Raw genomic sequence first — 19,117 nt, 5'->3', positions numbered from 1 at the left:
TGTCCCACGGTGTTCTCCAAGAGATGAGTCGTCACAGATCAGAGAGTTGATGGGCGACGCGAGTGCCTCGTCGCGCGCACGCTGCCGCCCTGCGCGGAGGGGCTCGCGTGCTGCCTGCCCGCCGCCCCGGGCGGGACCGGTGCGGCAGGGGGCGACGGGGTGGGAGCAGGGGTGTCACTTCAGGCCGGTGGTGGCGATGCCGGCGATGAACTGGCGCTGGAAGAGGAGGAAGACGATCATCACCGGCAGCAGGACGATCACGGCGCCGGCGAGCAGGATGCCGAAGCGGGTGAAGGACTGTCCGCTGCTGGCCAGGGCGAGGCCGACGGGGAGGGTGTACTGGCTCTCGTTCTGGGCCACGACCAGGGGCCACAGGAAGTTGTTCCAGGAGCCGAGGAAGGTGATGATCCCGAGGGTGGCGAGGGCCGGCTTGGTCAGCGGCAGGATGATCTTCGCGAAGATGGCCAGTTCGCGGCAGCCGTCGACGCGGGCGGCGTCGATCAGCTCGTCGGGCAGGGTGGAGATGAACTGCCGCATCAGGAACACCCCGAAGGGGCCGGCCAGGAACGGCAGGATCAGCCCGAGCATGGACCCGGTCAGCTGCATGTTGGACACCAGCACATACAGCGGTACGAAGGTGACCAGGCCGGGGATCATGAGCGTCCCCATGACCAGCAGGAACACGGCGCGCTGTCCGCGGAACTCCAGCTTCGCCAGGGCGTATCCGAGCATCGAGCAGAAGATGAGGTTCCCGGCGGTGACGGCGAGGGCCACGATCACGGAGTTGGCGAACATGCTCGTGAAGTCGAGCGTGCTGAACAGCTCACCGTAGTTGGCGGTGGTGGGCGCCGTGGGGAGCAGGACGGGCGGGACGCTGCGGATGTCGGCCTCGGGTTTGAAGGACCCGGACAGCATCCACAGGAACGGCGCGATCATCAGCAGCATGGCGCCGGCGAGCGGCAGATACAGCCAGGGCTGGCCCCAGGTCCGGCGGATGCGGCGACGCTTGAGGATGCGGTCCGTGCCCGGTTGTGCCGTGGGGAGGGTGGAGAGGGTGCTCATGGTCGTCAGTCCTTGTCTCGCAGCACGCGGAACTGCAGCACGGTCAGCGCCACGATGAGGACGAAGATGACGTAGCTGGCGGCCGACGCCATCTCGTAATTGCCGTTGCCGAACTGTTTGTAGGCGTACAACGTGGCCGAGAGGGTGGAGTCCAGCGGTCCGCCGTCGGTCATGACGAACGGTTCGTCGAAGAACTGCAGGTAGCCGATGCCGGTCGTGACAGCGGTGAGCAGCAGGGCGGGACGCAGGAGCGGGAAGGTGACGCGCCAGAAGCGCTGCCAGGGCCCGGCGCCGTCGAGTTCGGCCGCCTCCATCAGGGACTGGGGCACGGACTGCAGCCCGGCCAGCATGATGATCATGACGGTGCCCAGGTTGCGCCATACGGCCATCAGGATCATGACGGGCAGTGCGAAGCGGGTGTCCGCCAGCCAGGCCGGGCCGTCGATCCCGAACCAGCCCAGGACGAGGTTCACCAGTCCCGCACGGGGTTCGAGGAGCGTCTTCCACACCACGGCGACGGCCACGATGCTGGTGATCACCGGGAGGTAGAAGCCGACCCGGAAGACGGCCCGGAAGCGGCGGATGCCCCGGTCGAGGGCGACCGCCGCGGCGAGCCCGGCGGCCAGGGTGAGGGGCAGGGCCACCAGGACGAACACGGCGGTGTTGCGCAGGGCAGTGAAGAACTGATCGTCCTGGAAGAGCCGCACGTAGTTGTCGAAGCCGACGAACGACACGTTGAAAGGGGTGCGCAGATCGGCGCTCTGAGTGTCGGTCAAACTCATCAGCAGCGACCACACCACCGGCAGCAGCATGAAGGCCGCGAACAGCGCGAGGAAGGGCCCGGCGAGGAGCCAGGCGGCCCGGGCCTGCCGGCCGCGCGCCGGGCTCCGGAACGTGAGGCGTCGGCGATCGGCACTCCGCTCCGGCCCCCCGGTGTTCTGCTTGCCGGTGTCACCCCGCCCGGGGAGCGTATTCGTGGACATGGATGTCATCCCTCCCTACGAGGGGTGCTCATCGCGGCGGCGCTCATCGGCCGGTGCCGATGCTGGTGGCCTTGGACTGCAGCGTCTTCTGCACCTCGGCGACGCTGGCCTTGCCCAGGGCCAGCTTTTCCAGTTCGGAGTCGATGGCGTCGGCGATCTGCTGCCAGGTCGTGATGGCCGGCGGCGCCTTGCTGACCTCGAGCTGCTCGGCGAACGCCTTCATGTTCTCGTCCTCGGTCAGCTTGCCCTCCGTCCACGCCTGGGGCGCGGGGGGCAGGCTGCCGGTGCCCTTGGAGTAGGCCGCGAGGTTGGCGGGCTCGGTCAGGAACTGGGCGAACTTCCATGCCGCGTCGGGGTTCTTGGCGTCCTTGAACACCGCCAGGTCGCTGCCGCCGGCGAACCCGGAGGGCTGCTCGGAGTACGGCACCGGCATGGTCTTCCACTTGCCGTCCAGCTCCGGGGCGTCCTTGTGGAAGCTGCCGCCGGCCCACGCACCCTCCTGGTAGACGGCGATCAGCCCGTCCCTGAAGCCCTGCACGTTGTCTGCCCTGTCGGTCGGCGCCAGGCCCTGCTTCGGGACGCTCGCGTAGTACTCCAGCGCCTTGGCGACCTCGGGCGAGTCGAAGGTGAACTTCCCGGTCTTGGCGTCGTAGATGTCACCGCCCTGCTGCCACACCATCGGCACCCAGAAGATCCAGGAGTTGAAGCCCATCACCAGCCCGCTGGCGTGGCGCAGCTTGGGGTTCTCCTTGCCGGCGGTGGCCTGGATGGCCTCCAGGTCCTTCAGGTATCCGGCCCGGTCGCCGGCCAGGGCGCCCTTGATGCCGGCCTTCGTGGTGATGTCGGTCCGGTAGAAGATCGCTTGGGTGTCGGCGATGAACGGGACGCCGTAGGAGGTGTCCTTGTACTTGGTGGTGCCCCACTGGCCGGGGTAGAAGTCCGACGACTTGATCGACGCCGGGGTGGCCTGGAAGGCGTTCATGGCGGCCATCTCGGCCATCCAGGTGCTCCCGACCATGGACATGTCCGGGGTGTTGCCACCGGCGACCGCGGTGGTCAGTTTGTCGTGGGCAGCGCTCCACGGGACCGCTGTGATCTTGACGGTCGCGTCCGGGTTCTCCTGCTCGAACTTCTTGGCCAGCTCCTTCAGGTCCTCGTCGGGGTCGCCCATGGACCACATGACGACCGTCCCCTTGGCCTTGCCCGCGGCTATCTCGGCGGGTGCGTCCTTGCCGGCGCCGGAATCCTCGCTCCGGCCACAGCCGGTGGCCACCAGGGCTGCCGTGACGGTGACGCACAGGATCTGGACGGTTCTGACAGTGTGACGGGTGGTGATACGCATGATGCGGCTCCTTGCCGTTGAGCGATACAGGCGCGGGGGGGCTAAGGGGGAGAGCGGGCGGACGCCCGGATGGGCCGGCGCATGGGTGGGGACCGTCTGCGGTGACAGCGGCATCGGCGGTCAGCCGCAGGGCGCGGCTGGAGCATCCGACGCGGAGTGGGCAGGGGCCGGGCGGGGTGGGCCAGGCGCGCCGTTCGGTGTCCCGGATCGGGAACGCGCGAGCGGAAGGGTGCATGTGGGCGGTGCCGCATGAACGCGTGTGCAGCCGCCATGGTTGCGAGGAAGGCGAGGCCGAAGTGGGCCGCCGAGGTTTCAAGGAGACGAGGGGCGGTGCGTCACCGGCGACGCACCGCCCGGCTGCGAGGCGCCATCACGTACGCACCGTGATGACGTCGCGTCAGTTCGAGCTCGGCTCTAACGTCGAGCCGCGGATCACGAGGCTGGTGGGAATGATGCGCGAGGGGGCGGCCTCGGGCGATCTGCGCACGTGGTCGAGCAGCAGACGCGCCGCTGCCTCACCCATCTCCCGCATCGGCTGGCGGACGGTGGTCAAGGCCGGATAGGTGTACGACGCCACCTCGACGTCGTCGAACCCCACCACGGCGACATCCCGCGGAATCTTGATGCCGGCCTCGTGCAAGGCCGCGAGCACGCCGGCCGCCGAGGGGTCGTTGTGCCCGAAGACCGCGTCGAACTCCACGCCGTCCGCGAGAGCCCCCGCGACCGCGTTCCGGGCTGTGTCGAACAAGAAGTCACCGCCGATGATGCTGCGTTGGTCGAGTTCGATCCCGGCCTGCGCATAGACGTCGACGAAGCCGCCCAACCGTTCCTGAGTACAGCCGTACTCCTCAGGACCGGTCACCACCAGAGGGCGACGGCGACCGAGGTCCAGCAGGTGGCGCGCCGCCTGCTCACCGCCCTCCCGGTTGGTGGTGGCCACATAGGGGAATCCCGGCCGCTGGAAGCGGTCGTCTATCAGCACCACCGGCAGTCCGGCCTCGTGCAGTTCCGTGATGGCCGCCAGGGCCCCCTCGGGCTCTATCACCAGCAGCCCGTCGAACGACTTGGCGGCGACCTGCAGGCCCAGTCTGCGCAGTGACTCCTCGCCGCCGTTCACGGTCAGCATGCGCAGTCCGAAGCCCTCGGTCTCCAGGGTCTCGACGACCGCCTGCACTATGCCGGCCCAGACCCAGGCCAGGTCAGGGACCAGCATGCCGATCATCTGTGTCGTGCCGCGTGCGAGTCCCACTGCCCCGGCGCTCGGCACATAGCCGAGCTCCGAGATCGCCTTGCGGACCTTCGAGACGGTGTCCTCGCTGATCTCGCCCTTGGCGTTCAGCACGCGCGAGACCGTCGTCTTGCTGACGCCGGCCCGCGTGGCCACGTCGGCGATAGTGACTCCCATGTCACCTCCCCTCCCTTCCTGCAGAGGCGGAAGACTTCCCTCCCGCACCGAAGGTCCGATCGTACAGAGGCCCGTGTAACCGGTACCGGAAGCAGTCCCGGAACCGGTTTCGGTACCGGTTCCGGAAGTGAAGCACCGAGAGGCCCCACCGGTCAACACCCCGGAAATAACTCGTTAACGCAGCCGATCTCGGTCTCGCACGATGCCGCGGAAGCCTGCCGGTTGCCACCCACTCCACCGCTCTGACCTGCGCGGTTTCCGACTCCAACCCGCCATGGCCGAGCTCATTGGCGCGGCTGCCGGCCGCCGCCGACGCCCGACGGACCGCAGACCCGTCCCGGAGTAATCGCGCCCGCACCGTTGACGCGCTGGCCGGATTGCCCTTCATAATCGGGCACTCGCTGTCATCGATGACATTCGTCGTCGCTGACACCCCAGTCGGCTGCGTGGACGTCGACGCCGCTGGGATGCCACTTGTCGGTCCGTCCGCGCCGGGGCCGCAGTCAGTGCTGCGCCGACGAGCCGCGGGACTAGGAGACACCATGAGCTCTGCACGCATATCCCGGCATGCCCGCATACGGATGATGGCGGCGGCGACCGTCTGCGCCCTGTCCGCAGCGCCGCTGGCTCCTTCAGCCGTAGCTGCCGACACCCCGCCGTACACCGAGACCTACCGACCCCAGTTCCACTTCACTCCGCAGAAGAACTGGATGAACGACCCCAACGGCCTCGTCTACTACAAGGGCGAGTACCACCTCTTCTACCAGTACAACCCGAACGGCAACTCCTGGGGCGACATGTCCTGGGGGCACGCGGTGAGCAACGACCTCGCGCACTGGGAGGAGTTGCCGATCGCCTTGTCGCACGACGACGAGGAGATGGTGTTCTCCGGCAGTGCGGTCGTCGACTGGAACAACACCACCGGGTTCGGCACGAAGAAGAACCCGGCCATGGTGGCGATCTACACCAGCGCCTACAAAAACGGCGGCAAGCAGGCCCAGTCGCTCGCCTACAGCACCGACCACGGCCGCACCTGGACCAAGTACCAGGGCAATCCCGTCATCGACATCGGCTCCAACAACTTCCGCGACCCCAAGGTCCAGTGGTACGCGCCGACCAAGAGCTGGCTGATGACGGTGTCTCTGTCCGCCGAGCACAAAGTGCGGTTCTACTCGTCCAAAAACCTCAAGGACTGGAAGCTGCAGAGCGAGTTCGGGCCGGCCGGTGCGACGGGCGGCGTGTGGGAGTGCCCCGACCTGTTCCCCCTCGCGGTCGACGGAGACAAGAACAACATCAAGTGGGTCCTGGTCGTCAACATCAATCCCGGTGGTATCGCGGGCGGTTCGGGCTCGCAGTACTTCATCGGCGACTTCGACGGCAAGAAGTTCACCGCCGACGACAAGGGCACGTACACCCCGCCCACCGGCACGGTGATGCAGGACTTCGAGGGCACCAATTTCGGTTCCTGGACGACCACCGGCACCGCGTTCGGCCAGGCGCCGGCAACCGGTGCGGTGGACTGGCAGGGCACGGTCGACGGCTTCGACGGCAAGGGCCTCGCCAACAGCTTCCACGGCGGTGACGGCGCCACCGGCACACTCACCTCACCCGAATTCACCGTGGACAGCCCCTACCTGAACTTCAAGGTCGGTGGCGGGCGGCATCCGCACGAGGCCGGAACCGTCATGGACAGAACTCCGCCCGAGGGCACGGTCCTCGCCGACTTCGAAGGCGGCACCTACGGCGACTGGACGAAGACCGGAGACGCCTTCGGTACCGCGCCGGCCCCCGGCACCCTCCCCGACCAGGGGCAGGTCTCCGGATTCCTGGGAGACGGGCTGGTCAACACCTTTCTGAACGGCGACTCGACCACCGGCACACTCACATCGCCCGAGTTCACCATCGACAAGAAGCACATCAACTTCCTCATCGGCGGCGGCAACCACCCGGCCGGCTCCGACACCCCCACCGCCGTCGAGCTCCTCGTCGACGGCCAGGTCGTCCGCAGCTCCACCGGCAAGGACGGCGAGGCACTCAACTGGGCCTCGTGGGACGTCGGCGAACTCGGCGGCAAGAAGGCGCAGATCAAGATCGTCGACAACAACAGCGGCGGCTGGGGCCACCTCAACGTCGACCACATCATGTTGTCCGACACCAAGGCCCCGCGCGTCTCCCAGGAGACGTCCGTCAACCTGCTCGTCGACGGCGAAGTCGTCCGCAGCGCCACCGGCGCCGACAGCGAGAGCCTGGACTGGGCGTCCTTCGACCTGCGCCCGTACGTCGGCAAGAAGGCGCAGATCCAGGTCGTCGACATGAACTCCGCCGGCTGGGGCCACGTCATGGCCGACCAGTTCACCACCGCTGACAAGCCCGCCAAGTCCGTCGTACAGCGCGCCGACTGGACCGACTACGGCAAGGACTACTACGCAGCGGTGTCCTGGGAGAACGCACCGGGCGGCAAGCGCTACATGATCGGCTGGATGAACAACTGGGACTACGGCCAGTCCATCCCCACCTCCCCCTGGCGCAGCGCGCAGAGCGTTCCGCGGGAAATGGCCCTGCGCACGATCAACGGCCAGACCCGGCTGACCAGCAAGCCGGTGGGCAGCCTGGAGTCCCTCCGCCAGCAGCACCCGGTGACGGCGTCAGGCGTCACGGTCAAGAGCACCTCCAAGCCGCTGATCAGCCGCGCGGCCAAGGGCAAGGCACTCGACATCGAGGCGACCTTCTCCCTCAAGGACGCCGAACGCTTCGGCCTCAAGGTGCGCACCGGCGCAGGCGGCGAGGAGACCGTCATCGGCTACGACACCACGACCCAGGAGCTGTACGTCGACCGCACCCGCTCCGGCGCCGGGGACTTCAACAGCACCTTCCCCGGCGTCCAGACCGCACCTCTGAAGCCCAAGAACGGCAAGGTCAAGCTGCGTATCCTCGCTGACTGGTCGTCCGTCGAGGTCTTCGGCGGCAACGGCGAAGCGGTGATCACCGACCAAATCTTCCCCGACCCCTCCAGCACCGGCGTCGAGGTCTTCGCCGAAGGCGGCACCGTCACCCTCAACCACATGCAGGCGTGGCAGATGAGGTCCATCTGGAGGTGACGAGCCGCAGGCCAGTGCGCCAGGCCACTGGGCGCGACTTCCGGTGGGCGGTTTCGGCCGCTCGGCTCCCGGCGAGGCAGGCGCCAAGGAAGCGGCGTGACAGCTACGTCGGAGCATCGCGTGGTCACCGCCCGATACGAGTTGGATGTCGGTCCGCGCCCAGGCCGCGCGGGCCCGGTGGAGCCGGGTGCTGTCGGTGGACAGCGGCGACCCCGGACGACGGCTGTTGGTGACCGTGCTCACGGCTGTATGGGGCGTACGGCTGGCGGCCACATTGCCCGGCTGCGAAGCGTCCGTAGATGTACGTGGGGCCGCCCCGGAAGTTCTCCTCGCCGACGTGAGGGAGGGGCCACGCGATGCCCTTGTGCCACACGTGGTCGTGGGGACGGAACAGGCTGACCACCTTGCCGGCCCGGGTGCGCAGGGGGTGGATGGAGGGCTTGGGTGATTCCAGTTGGACGGTGTCCGGCTGGTACACGTCGTGGAACAGCTCGGTGTCGCCGTCGCGGACCGTGACTGAGGCGCCGAGGTCGTGGCGGATCTCAAGAGCGTTCATACGAGGGTTTTTTTGACCGGTTCCCACGGCACGGCGCTGCCGTCCATGCTGACCGCGAACGGGTCGTCGTCGGTCAGTTCGCACGCGGCGACGGGGACGCCACGGAAGGCCGAGGCGTACGTCGCCGCCGCGAACTCCAGCGTGCGACGCGCGTCTTGCAGACAGATGCCGGTTTCCTGTCCGTTCTCCCAGGCGTCGAACGCCGGGCGTGGTGATGTCCTGGACGCCGGTGAGGAGCCGGGTCGAGGAGGTCGCGGTAAGCGCACAGGCGGTCTCGTAGGCCGTCCATGGTGAGGCGGCCCGACGGGCCAGTTCGGTGGGTTCGGCCAGTGGCACATCATCAGGAAGCCCGCCCCATCCATGCCCAGCTCACGGGCCGCGGCGATGTGGTGGGCAGAGATGTCGGCCTCGGTGCAGTGGGTGCCACACGCACGGAGCGGATGCCCGGCGAGTGAGCGCGTCGCAGGTCGTGCAGGGTGCCGATGCCGGGCAGCAGCAGGGTGGCAGAGAGTCGGATCGCTACCTCGGTCACCTCTGCCTGAATCATCGCCTCGCAAGTGCCACGCAGGCTCGAAGGGCTGGCCGGGAGCTGTGTCGAAGGATGAGTTACTCATGCTCAAGAATCTACAGAGGAACGACTTGATACTGAGTATCAATCGAGTCTAGAGTCTCGTATTGAAAGTTCGTTTCGAACGGGAGTGTCCTCATGAGCAAGATCTGGTTCGTCACCGGTTCCTCGCGTGGCTTCGGTCGTCAGTTCGTCCAGGCGGCCCTGGAGCGTGGTGACAAGGTCGCGGCCACCGCCCGCAACACCGACTCCCTGGCGGATCTGGTGGCCGCCCACGGTGAGGCGGTCCTGCCGCTGAAGCTGGACGTCACCGACAAGGCCGCCGCATTCGAGGCCGTCAAGCAGGCGCACGAGCACTTCGGCCGCCTGGACGTGATCGTCAACAACGCCGGACACGGCCTGTTCGGCGCGGTCGAGGAGCTGACGGAACAGCAGGCCCGCGGCCAGATGGAGACCAACTTCTACGGTGCCCTGTGGGTCACCCAGGCCGCCCTGCCCCTCCTGCGGGCCCAGGGCAGCGGCCACATCGTGCAGATCTCCACGGTCGGCGGCGTCGTCTCCTTCCCCAACCTGGGCGGTTACAACGCCTCCAAGTGGGCCCTGGAGGGCCTGACCGAGGCCCTCGCCCAGGAGGTCGCCGGATTCGGCATCAACGTCACCCTCGTCGAGCCCGGCGGCTTCGAAACCGACTGGGCCGGCTCCTCCGCCACCTTCGCCGAACAACTGCCCGCCTACGACGACCTGCGCGCCGCCGTCGCCGCCGCCTGGGGCGACGTCAAGTCCGGCGACCCCGCCGCAACCGGCCCGGCCCTGCTGAAGATCGTCGACGCGGACAACCCGCCGCTGCGGGTCTTCTTCGGCACCGCCCCCCTCCACCTCGTCCCCCAGGTCTACGCCGAGCGCCTGAAGACTTGGGAAGAGTGGGCGGCGGTTTCCGCCGAGGCCGAGGGCACCGCGGCCTGAGCAGCGCACGACAGCGACACGCCGCGAGCCGATCCGTGACGAGGTGGACGGTTCCGGCGGCAGCCCGCAGACATGAAGGCGGGCCCGGTGGTCAGGAGCCACTCGCGGTTCCCGAAGTGTCGCGGGCGGGCTCCGGCGCACTGTCGGGGCAGGTGCCGCCGATCTCGGCGTGGCCGGTCCGCCCGGCCGGGAGCGGTGAGCGGGCCTGCGGCCACCGTCACGTTCCCAGCTCGCGGCCCAGGGTTTCGTCGTAAGCGGTGCCGTCCCCGACGGCGGACTGGGTGCGGCCGAGCAGGTCCCCGGGGTCAAAGTGACCCTTACCTCGCATCCGCTGACGCGCTCCGTGGGAGTGACTCGAACGGCCGGCGTGGACAGTGTGGCCGCCGGGAGCCCGCGGTTTCTGATGCTCAGTATCAGATTGAGTCGCTGTTGTACTCTTTATTCATGACCGACTCCGCCCGTACCTCCGCCCAGTCCGCAGCCAAACCGCCCGGCCTGCGGGAGCGTATGCGCGCGACGGTCCGGAAGGAAGTCGTCGAGGTCGCGCTCCGGCTCTTCACCGAGCAGGGATTCGACGGGACGACCGTCGACCAGATCGCCGGTGAGGTCGGGCTGTCGCGTGCCAGCCTGTTCCGGTACTTCGGCACCAAAGAAGACATGGTCCTGCAGGGCTTGGAGGAGACCGGCCGTCAGATCGCGGAGGCGTTCGCCGCCCGCCCCGACACCGAGCGACCCTGGGAGGCGCTGCGCAGGGCGTTCGACGTCCTCACGCAGGCGAACGAGCAGGCGCCCGAGCAGGCACTCAGTTATCTGCGCATGCTCCAGGAGACTCCGTCACTGCGCGCCCGGCACTTCGAGAAGCAGCTGAGCTGGCAGGCGATGCTGGAGCCGGAGATTGCCCGGCGGCTGGGCGTCAGCGCCGACCAGCCGGAGGAGGTCGGGCCGAACGCGCTTTCCGGGGCTGCGCTCGCCTGTCTGGACGCAGCCGCGACGGGCTGGGTGGCCTGTGGGGGCGCCGTTCCCCTGGCCGTACTGCTCGACCGTGCGATGGGCACGCTGACGGAATAGTTTCACCAAGGCCCCCTGCCTCCTGGAGCCACGGGGGTAGGCAACGGGACGGACCGCCTGAAGTGGTGGTGTCTTGAGGAAACGCCGTGGTAGCGGCAATGTGGGCTTTCTCGGAGAGCAACGGGGCTTGTCCCTCGCGGAGTTGGCCGGGCAGGAGAGGCTGGCGAAGCTGACGCTCTCGAATCTGAAGCAGGGCGCGGGCAATCCCATGGTGGACACACTGTCTTCGATCGCCGTGGTGCTCGGCGTACCCGTGACCCGGCTGGTGGCCGAGTTGTCGGCGGCGAACCCCAGTCCGCGCTCGGCCGCCTCTGAGCGGATCCCAGCGATGCGTTGACCGCCGGTCGCGAAGCGGAGGAGAGGTTGTTCTCGACTCCCCGATAACGCTTGGCGTTCTGTGCCGGGCGTGCGTCGGGCGGCGTGCTGTTCTGGGACAGCGCCTGCCCCGCCGGGCGCGGGCGCGGCCCCCAGGAAGCGGTGTCGTGTGTCTCGCCGAGGCCGAGAAGCGCGGTGAAGCGGGCTTCGGCCCGGCCGATCTCACCGAGCTGAGTGAGGATCGAACTGGGGGTGGAGTCACCCACCAGCTTCTGCATCAGTGGGGTGCGGTCCAGGATCGCGTCCCGGATCGGTTGCAGAGCGCGCGGCGCGTGATGGAAGACCTGCCCGAGGGCGTAGGCGTGCTGGGACTGTCGGACGGTGTGCGGCTTGCGGGGGGCCTCGAAGGCGTCGAGTGCCTGGCGGACGGCGGCGTAGTCGCTCAGGTCCACCCCTGCCAGGCAGCGGCCGATGAAATAGCCGTCCTCGGCGCCCGCGCCACCGACGAACTGCTCGCCGACACCGACCTCGTCCTGCTCGACATCAAGTCGTTCGACGTCCGGACCTACCGCAGGCTGACCGGAGGAGACCTCTCCCCGACCCTCAACTTCGCCACCCGCCTGGACCGGCTCGGCATCCCGGTGTGGATCCGCTACGTCCTCGTGCCCGGCTGGACCGACGACCCGGCAGCGGCCGACGGCCTCGGCGCGTTCCTCGCCGGGCTGGGCAACGTCGACCGGGTGGACGTCCTGCCGTTCCACAAACTCGGCGCCCACAAGTACGACGCTCTGGGGATCACCTTCCCCTTGCGTGACACTCCCACGCCGGACCCGGACCTGACGGAGCGGGTGCGCGAGCAGTTCCGGGAGCACGGGCTGCGGGCGCTGTGACAGGGCGGCCTGGCGCAGCGTGATCGGGGCACAGATATCCAGAGCCCCCGACCGGCGGTGATCCGGTCGGGGGCTCTGGATTTCCGGGTCGGGCGCTCGCGCTCAGTAGGCGGAGGCGGGCCAGGTGGAGGCCACCGCCACGATGACGCCCACGTCCAGCAGCGCGCCGACACTGAGCCACGGATCAAACCAGATCGCCTTGAGGACGAGACCAGTTGCTGCCCCGACAACGGCTGCCGTGGGCCACCACTCGCTGCCCGCGAGCGTCCCCGCGCCGGCGACGGCGTACACGACGGCCGTGTACCAGGCGAGCGCGAGGGCCGTGGCCCTGGCCGGCGCGGGGGAGACATGAGCGGCTGCCAGAGCCCACGAGTGCCCGGGGTCGAACGGGGACGGTTTGTCCGGCTGCTTCGGCGCCGTCCAGACACCCGGGTGCAGCAGTCCGTGCACGATCAGGAACCCCGCCACCAGAAAGGCGATCATGGCAGCACCTCCGGTTCGCTCGGTTCCGTGCCGCCCATGTCGAGGCGGAACGGAGGGTAGGTGTCGGTCATCAGGGCGGTGCCGGCCGCCGAGGAAGAAGCCGACGACGAGGTAGTGCGGGATGGCCGGCAGCCACCACTTCACCGGCACCGGGCCCCGGGAGAGCCATTCGGGGTAGGTGATGTCCAGCCGGGCCGGGTAGTCGGGCCACTCACCCAGGCTGAACGGCGGGTGGCGGTCGGTCCGGGCCCGGAGCGACAGCCGCAGAGCCGGGCCCATGACAAGCGTGGCCTTCGACGGGGAGCTGCGAGGAGGGCCGCCCGGGGTCGAGGTGGGGGCCATCGGTCCCGGGCGGAACGACCGGCGCCGCGCTGCGGTCAGCTGTTGAGCAGCCAGGGGTGCGCGATTCCGTCCGAGGAGTGCGACTCGGGCGGAGGAGTCTCGTCGATATGGAACGTCAGGCTCACGTTTTTCCTTAGGTATCCATAGCGATTCGTCATCAGCCGGCGTCATGCGGTGTGCTCGGTGTCGGGGTCGTATGTGAGTACGTGGATCGAATGCGTGACCTTCCGCGGGGAGTGTCGTTGATCGGATGACAGCATCGCGGGCGGGAAGGGGGTGTCTGTGAGCCGGAAACTGCCGCTCGCCGGGGGCGAGACCGCCCGTACCGCGTGCGCCCGTGGTCTGCTGCGTACGGGTGTGGAGGAGAAGACCGGTGAAGTCCTGTCCGCTGCGGCGCTGGCGGGGAGGGTGGGCTGGGCTGCTGATCTGGTGTCGGGCATGGTCGCCGCGCTGCTGGCCGGGCACTGGAACGCCACCGATGTGGACGTGCTGGCCGCCGGTGAGGACGCCGGGGGCCGCCCGCTGCCGTCGAACGCCTGGATGGCCCTGCGCCGCCTGGGCTGGACGGTCGGGCCGGCCGAGGGCATCCGGGTCAATGACCGCATCGTGCGCATCGCCCAGGAGGCGGCCGGGCGCACGCTGCGCGCGGCGAAGTGGCGCGCCGACCTGACCGCCGGAGTGCTCGCGACCTGGCCCGCCGACCCCGCCAGGCGCACCCCGCAGGAGTGGGACCAGGTGCGGGAGGCGGTGCCCGGCGGGGAGTATCTGCCCTCCAGCGTTATCAGGGGCCGTACCCGGCAGATCACCGCGTTCGTCGCGCGGTACGGCCGGATGCCGGTGAACGTGTTCGAGCTGGAGGCTGCGCCCCGCATCGCACGCATGCTGTTGCTGTCCGCCTGTGACGGGCAGCAGGCCACCCTCGAACGCGCCGACGATGCGGGCCGGGCGCTGCTGCGGCTGCAACTGCCCACCCGCCCGGATCCACGGTCCTACAAGGACTGGACGTGGATCTCCTGCCCCATCAGCCTGCCACCGACGGTCCCCGCCGGTGCGGTGCTGCACCTGCCCACCCTGCGCATCCACCGGGGCCGGGTGCGGGCCGACCTCGCCTACACCCACGCCGCCCCCAAGACACGGCGCAGCGGACACACGGTCGCGCTCGGCGTGGACTGGGGCCTGAACACCCTGCTGTCCGCCGGGGCCGCCCGCCTCCACGCCGACGGAACGATCGCGGCCCTCGGCGCGGGGGGCATGTTCCGTGCGGCTGGTGTTCTTGCCAAGCAGCACCGGCTGCGCCGCCTGTCCGAGCACCTGCACGCCAAGGCCGATCACTACCAGCGGCTCATCGGCGACGACGAGCAGCACGCCCTGACGGCCAGGCACCAGGTTCTCGCCGAGGAGATCCGGCACGTGTCCGGGCGCCGGTCGAACCTCAACGACGCCCTGGCCCGGGCCGCGGCACGGTGGGCTGTCGATCAGGCTCTCGCCGCCGGGGCCACGGTCATCTACGTCGAGGACCTCCGCTCGATGGAGGCCCGCGGCATGGGCCGCACCATGAACACCAGGCTTTCCCAAGCCGTGCGCGGGCAGATCGCGGACCGGATGCGGCACCTGGCCGCCGAGGTGGGCACCGCCGTGGTCACCGTGCCCGCGAGGAACACCTCGAAGCACTGCCCGCAGTGCCTCGTCCCACTGCGGCACCGCAAGGCCCCCGACCGGCCCACCGTAGCGGGCTGGACGTGGGCCCTGTGCGGCTCCTGCGGCTGGCAGGGCGACCGCGACCAGGGCGCCTGGCGGCGCATCGCCGCCCGCGGCCTCACCCACCAGACCAAGACCGTCACCGACCGCACCAGCGGGGCCATGGTCATCCGCACAGTGATCGACAAACTCGAAGCGGGCGCGGTCATCACCCCCGAGCCCAGGACCAGCCGGACGGATCGCTCCAAGACCGGACCCACCCGGCAACAGACAGCACGCCCCGCGCCCAGGCGACGCAGGGCACCCTCCCCCGTCAGCCCCTCGGGTCCGGCGGGCCAGCGTCCGCAGGGACACGCTCACACGGACCGGACCCGGCTGCCCCGCGCGGCCGACCGGAACCAGGGCGTGACGACGATCAGCACACCTCACCGGCCGCGATGGGCGACGCTGGGCGCGGGTTTCCACCTGCACGCTCACGCCACCCCGCCACGGTGGGCAGACCCCATACCGGACACCACGTCTGACATGGGATCACTAAGCTAATCAGGGACGCTACGCATCCGCGCCATTCCTCCGGCGTGTGGCCGCCGGTCACAGCAGGCTGCTCCAGTACGGCCAGAAGCGGGTGAGGACGAGCAGTGTGATCACTCCGTACCAGGCGCCGAGCAGCATCCAGTGGGTGTCCCGCGCGACCTTCAGGACACCCTGTGGCACGGGGACGATTCCGCTTTCCAGGCAGTGCACGGTGACGTACCAGAACAGGGCGATGGTGACGACCCAGACGACAGCGCAGTAGGGGCAGATCTTGTTGAGCTCGTAGAGCGACTGCCCGATCAGCCAGTGGACGAACACCACTCCCACCAACGTCCCGGCGTCCAGCGCGAGCCACAGTCGACGGTGCAGGCGCGCGCCGGTGAGGACGGCGATGCCCAGGGCGGTCACGACGGCGAAGGCACCCAGCCCGAGCAGCATGTTGGGGAAGCCGAGCAGGTTGCCCTGCGGGCTGGACATGACGCTGCCGCAGCTCACGACGGGGGAGATGTTGCAGGGAGGTTGGTAGGCGGGGTCTTGGAGCAGCCGCCAGTCGTCCACGGTGAGCTGAAAGGAGGCGAGCCAGCCGACGGTCCCGGTGAGGGTCATCACCCATCCGGTTCGGCGGCCGGCGCCCACTGTGTGCTGGCGCCGGGTGGTCGTGGTGTCCGGTGCGAGGGAGGGGCCGTGACTCATGCGGCTCGCCGACGGGGTCGGCCCCCTGCCGTCGGGGCTGCCGTCGTCGGCGCAGACCGTCGCCGGTAGACGAGGTAGGGCCGGGCCAGGTATCCGATCGGGGCGCTCCACACGTGTACCAGCCGGGTGAACGGCCAGGCCGCGAAGAGCAGGAAGGCGGTCAGGGCGTGGAGCTGGAACAGCAACGGGGCTTCGGCGATGGCCTCCGGCTGCGGCTGGAGGACGAACAGGCCGCGGAACCATACGGAGACGGTGGAGCGGTAGTCGTAGCCGGCCCCGAAGACGTTGTGGGCGGCGGTGGCGGTGATCCCCAGCAGGACGGTGGCGGAGAGCAGGGGGAAGAGGAGCTTGTCGCTGCGGTCGGTGCCGAGTCGGATCGTGCGGGTCAGCAGTCGGCGGGCGCACAGCATGCCCAGTCCCGCGACCATGGCGATGCCCGCCACGGAACCCGCCCAGACAGCCGTGGTGTGGTAGGCGTGCTCGGTGATGCCGACGGCCTCGGTCCACGAGTCGGGGATGGCGAGCCCCACGACATGCCCGGCGATCACCATGAAGGCGCCCAGATGGAACAGCGGGCTGCCCCAGCGCAGCCGGCGGTGCTCGAGGAGTTGCGTGGTGCGGGAGGTCCAGCCGAACTGGTCGTGCCGGTAGCGCCAGACGTGTCCGACGGCGAACACCGCGAGGCAGATGTAGGGGACGGCGACCCACAGGAGCAGATCGGCGCTGCTCACCGAGGCGGCGGCCAAGGGGGAGTGTGCGGCGTTCATCGGGCGTCTTCCGTACGGCTGGTCGGGGTGGCAGGGACACGGGTCGGCGGGGCGGGCGTCGGCGGCGTGAACGTGCCCGGCGGGGCGAACTCCCCGTCTCCATAGGTTCCGTAGGGGTCGAGGCCGACTTCTTCGTTCGGTGGGCCCTCTGCGACGAGCTGGGCCACCGCTGCGCGGTCCGCCTCGGTGGGCGGCGGCAGGAGGGTGAGCAGGGCGGCCAGGACGTGCCGGTAGGCGGAGTCGGCGTCGGTCAGCGCCCGGTGGATCAGCTCCAGCCCGCGCCGGTGCTGGCGCAGCGGTGCCTCGCCGCCACGCGTCCCCACCAGGGCGGCGAACTCCAGCACGACCGGCAGGTGGTCGGGCAGTTCAGCGCCGTCGGTCTCCCAGCCTGCGGCCCGGTAGCGCTGGTTCAGGGTGAGCAGGGCCATGCCGCGGCGGCGCGTGTCGCCGTGCAGGTAGTACGTGAGGTAGAGGCTGCTCTTGCGGCGCAGGTCGAACATCTCGACGTAGTGCCGCTCCAGCGCCTCCGGGTCCTGGCCGGCGAACCAGGAGGTGAAGGCGGCCAGGTGCTCGGCGGCGGGCGAGGGCGCCAGCGCCTCTACGGTGGTCGTCAATACCGGTCGGGCTACGGCGAGTTCGGTGTCCGGATACTGCAGCAGCAGCGAGCACAGCCGCAGCAGCAGGGTGCGTGCCTCGGCCTCCTCGGGGGTGAGGCGAGCCGGGCGGTGTACCGCCGCGCGGACACGGGTGCGGACGAGGGCGGGAATCGATGGGGTTCCCGCCACGCGTTTGGTGCTGGGGGAGGGCAGCGGGCTCACGGACGGCCTCCGGCGGGGGCTTCGGGCGCACGGCGGCGCAGGGTGGGGATGCCGAGCATGACCTTGCGGGGCTCGGCGGTGTCGGCGGACTCGACCGGGCAGCGGTTCTCCATCGCGCTGAGCGCGGCGGCGTCCTCCTTGTGGGCGGCCGGGACGACGTACCGGTCCTGGTACTTGGCGATGGCGAGCAGCCGGTGCAGGTCCTCCGCCTCGCGTGCGGTGAGATCGACGGCCGCGAGTGCCGTCTCGTCGCCCGCCTCGCCGAGGGTGCGTTCGCGCATGTACGAGCGGAGCGCGGTGAGCTTCATCAGTACGCCGGCCACGACGTCGGTGTCACCGGCGGTGAAGAGTTCCGCGAGGTACTCCAGCGGGATGCGCAGCCGGGTGACGGCGGCGAAGACGTGGTCGGGGTCGTCCTGGTTTCCGCCCGCCGTGTCTACGGCGTCCAGGACGGGGGAGAGCGGCGGGACGTACCAGACCATGGGCATCGTGCGGTACTCCGGGTGCAGCGGCAGCGCGACCTTGTACCGCATGACCAGGTCGTACACCGGGGAGCGGCGGGCCGCGTCCAGCCAGTCGTCCGGGATCCCCGACTCCCGTGCGGCCGCACGTACTTCGGGGTCGTGTGGGTCGAGGAAGACACCGCGCTGGGCGTCCAGGAGGTCGTGCTCGTCGGGGGTGGCGGCGGCCTCGCCGACGCGGTCGGCGTCGTAGAGCAGCAGGCCCAGGTAGCGCAGGCGGCCGACGCAGGTCTCGGAGCAGACGGTGGGTTGGCCGGCCTCGATGCGCGGGAAGCAGAAGGTGCACTTCTCGGCCTTGCCGGTGGCGTGGTTGACGTACACCTTCTTGTACGGGCACGCCGTCACGCACATCCGCCAGCCCCGGCACTTGTCCTGGTCGACGAGGACGATCCCGTCTTCGACCCGCTTGTACATCGCGCCCGAGGGGCAGGCGGAGACGCAGGCCGGGTTGAGGCAGTGCTCGCACAGGCGTGGGAGGTGGAAGAGGAAGGTCTGCTCGAACTCGAACTTCACCTTCTCCGCCCACTCGCCGGTCAGGTTGGGGTCGTCGCCCGCGTTCTCGGGGGCGCCGCCGAGGCCGTCCTCCCAGTTGGCGCCCCAGGTGATGGCGGTGGGCTTTCCGGTGAGGACGGAGCGGGGGCGGGCGACGGGGATGTCCTCGCCGGCGGGGGCGCTGACCAGGTTGTCGTAGTCGTAGGTGACCGGCTCGTAGTAGTCCTCGATGCCCGGCAGATCCGGGTTGGAGAACAGCGACAGCAGCCGCTTCAGCCGTCCGCCGGAGCGCAGGACGAGGCGCCCGCGCTTGTCGAGCATCCAGCCGCCCTTCCACTGCTCCTGGTCCTCGTAGCGGCGGGGGTAGCCGACGCCGGGCTTGGTCTCGACGTTGTTGAACCAGGCGTACTCGACGCCGGTGCGGTTGGTCCACGTCTGCTTGCAGGTGACCGAGCAGGTGTGACAGCCGATGCACTTGTCGAGGTTCATCACCATCGCGATCTGTGCCATGACACGCAT

General features: G+C 69.3%; 17 protein-coding genes and 2 pseudogenes. 6 read left to right on the top strand and 13 right to left on the bottom strand.

The window, feature by feature from the left end:
- Positions 1 to 174: 174 nt before the first annotated feature.
- From OHU89_RS01020 to OHU89_RS01005, 4 genes are all read right to left on the bottom strand, one after another.
- A complete protein-coding gene (locus tag OHU89_RS01020) occupies positions 175 to 1,062 on the bottom strand; it encodes a carbohydrate ABC transporter permease (protein WP_405638931.1) in 888 nt (295 codons plus the stop codon).
- A gap of 5 nt (positions 1,063 to 1,067) precedes the next feature.
- The gene (locus tag OHU89_RS01015; RefSeq protein WP_405638929.1) at positions 1,068 to 2,054 is read right to left on the bottom strand and encodes a carbohydrate ABC transporter permease; all 987 of its coding nucleotides are present in this window, start codon (positions 2,052 to 2,054) and stop codon (positions 1,068 to 1,070) included.
- A gap of 34 nt (positions 2,055 to 2,088) precedes the next feature.
- Positions 2,089 to 3,387, bottom strand: a complete 1,299-nt coding sequence (locus OHU89_RS01010) for an extracellular solute-binding protein (protein ID WP_405638927.1) — start codon at positions 3,385 to 3,387, stop codon at positions 2,089 to 2,091.
- Between the two features lie 397 nt (positions 3,388 to 3,784).
- The gene (locus tag OHU89_RS01005; RefSeq protein ID WP_405638925.1) at positions 3,785 to 4,792 is read right to left on the bottom strand and encodes a LacI family DNA-binding transcriptional regulator; all 1,008 of its coding nucleotides are present in this window, start codon (positions 4,790 to 4,792) and stop codon (positions 3,785 to 3,787) included.
- Positions 4,793 to 5,334: 542 nt separating this feature from the next.
- On the opposite strand from OHU89_RS01005, the gene OHU89_RS01000 reads away from it, so the two are divergent.
- The gene (locus OHU89_RS01000; RefSeq protein WP_405638923.1) at positions 5,335 to 7,890 is read left to right on the top strand and encodes a GH32 C-terminal domain-containing protein; all 2,556 of its coding nucleotides are present in this window, start codon (positions 5,335 to 5,337) and stop codon (positions 7,888 to 7,890) included.
- Between the two features lie 124 nt (positions 7,891 to 8,014).
- Here the strand turns inward: OHU89_RS01000 and OHU89_RS00995 are convergent, their stop codons facing one another.
- The 3 genes and pseudogenes from OHU89_RS00995 to OHU89_RS00985 all read right to left on the bottom strand — a co-directional run.
- Entirely contained in the window at positions 8,015 to 8,446 is a 432-nt protein-coding gene (locus OHU89_RS00995; protein ID WP_405638922.1) for a DUF6807 family protein, read from the bottom strand.
- Complete coding sequence (locus OHU89_RS00990) at positions 8,443 to 8,712, bottom strand: hypothetical protein (protein WP_405655089.1); 270 nt, start codon at positions 8,710 to 8,712, stop codon at positions 8,443 to 8,445. Before OHU89_RS00990 ends, OHU89_RS00995 begins: the two co-directional genes overlap by 4 nt.
- Positions 8,655 to 8,990: pseudogene (locus OHU89_RS00985) on the bottom strand (4-hydroxy-2-oxovalerate aldolase); the annotation flags it as partial. The gene OHU89_RS00990 and the pseudogene OHU89_RS00985, both read right to left, overlap by 58 nt.
- Positions 8,991 to 9,152: 162 nt before the next feature.
- On the opposite strand from OHU89_RS00985, the gene OHU89_RS00980 reads away from it, so the two are divergent.
- From OHU89_RS00980 to OHU89_RS00965, 4 genes are all read left to right on the top strand, one after another.
- The gene (locus tag OHU89_RS00980) at positions 9,153 to 9,977 is read left to right on the top strand and encodes an SDR family oxidoreductase (RefSeq protein ID WP_405638920.1); all 825 of its coding nucleotides are present in this window, start codon (positions 9,153 to 9,155) and stop codon (positions 9,975 to 9,977) included.
- 444 nt (positions 9,978 to 10,421) lie between these two features.
- Positions 10,422 to 11,045, top strand: a complete 624-nt coding sequence (locus OHU89_RS00975) for a TetR/AcrR family transcriptional regulator (protein ID WP_405638918.1) — start codon at positions 10,422 to 10,424, stop codon at positions 11,043 to 11,045.
- A 127-nt stretch (positions 11,046 to 11,172) separates the two neighbouring features.
- A complete protein-coding gene (locus tag OHU89_RS00970; RefSeq protein WP_405638916.1) occupies positions 11,173 to 11,382 on the top strand; it encodes a hypothetical protein in 210 nt (69 codons plus the stop codon).
- A 145-nt stretch (positions 11,383 to 11,527) separates the two neighbouring features.
- A complete protein-coding gene (locus OHU89_RS00965) occupies positions 11,528 to 12,250 on the top strand; it encodes a pyruvate formate-lyase 1-activating enzyme (protein ID WP_405638914.1) in 723 nt (240 codons plus the stop codon).
- Positions 12,251 to 12,352: 102 nt separating this feature from the next.
- On the opposite strand, the gene OHU89_RS00960 is transcribed toward OHU89_RS00965, so the two are convergent.
- Positions 12,353 to 12,733, bottom strand: coding sequence for a hypothetical protein (locus tag OHU89_RS00960; RefSeq protein WP_405638912.1), 381 nt, complete (start codon positions 12,731 to 12,733; stop codon positions 12,353 to 12,355).
- Positions 12,730 to 12,976 (bottom strand): annotated as a pseudogene (locus OHU89_RS00955) (DUF4389 domain-containing protein); the annotation flags it as partial. The pseudogene OHU89_RS00955 and the gene OHU89_RS00960, both read right to left, overlap by 4 nt.
- A 381-nt stretch (positions 12,977 to 13,357) precedes the next feature.
- Here OHU89_RS00955 and OHU89_RS00950 point away from each other — a divergent pair.
- Complete coding sequence (locus OHU89_RS00950) at positions 13,358 to 15,316, top strand: zinc ribbon domain-containing protein (RefSeq protein WP_405638910.1); 1,959 nt, start codon at positions 13,358 to 13,360, stop codon at positions 15,314 to 15,316.
- Positions 15,317 to 15,364: 48 nt separating this feature from the next.
- On the opposite strand, the gene OHU89_RS00945 is transcribed toward OHU89_RS00950, so the two are convergent.
- The 4 genes from OHU89_RS00945 to narH form a co-directional block, all read right to left on the bottom strand.
- A complete protein-coding gene (locus tag OHU89_RS00945; RefSeq protein WP_405638908.1) occupies positions 15,365 to 15,913 on the bottom strand; it encodes a vitamin K epoxide reductase family protein in 549 nt (182 codons plus the stop codon).
- Positions 15,914 to 15,996: 83 nt separating this feature from the next.
- On the bottom strand, positions 15,997 to 16,767 hold the full coding sequence (gene narI / locus OHU89_RS00940; protein WP_405638906.1) for a respiratory nitrate reductase subunit gamma: 771 nt from the start codon (positions 16,765 to 16,767) through the stop codon (positions 15,997 to 15,999).
- Entirely contained in the window at positions 16,764 to 17,585 is an 822-nt protein-coding gene (narJ, locus tag OHU89_RS00935) for a nitrate reductase molybdenum cofactor assembly chaperone (RefSeq protein ID WP_405638904.1), read from the bottom strand. The genes narI and narJ overlap by 4 nt, the downstream gene beginning before the upstream one ends.
- Complete coding sequence (gene narH, locus OHU89_RS00930; protein WP_405638902.1) at positions 17,582 to 19,117, bottom strand: nitrate reductase subunit beta; 1,536 nt, start codon at positions 19,115 to 19,117, stop codon at positions 17,582 to 17,584. The genes narJ and narH overlap by 4 nt, the downstream gene beginning before the upstream one ends.

The organism is Streptomyces sp. NBC_00019, from assembly GCF_045041015.1.
Classification (GTDB): domain Bacteria; phylum Actinomycetota; class Actinomycetes; order Streptomycetales; family Streptomycetaceae; genus Streptomyces.
The sequence above is the reverse complement of the archived record's forward strand: the minus strand, read 5'-3'. Positions and strand labels throughout refer to the sequence as shown.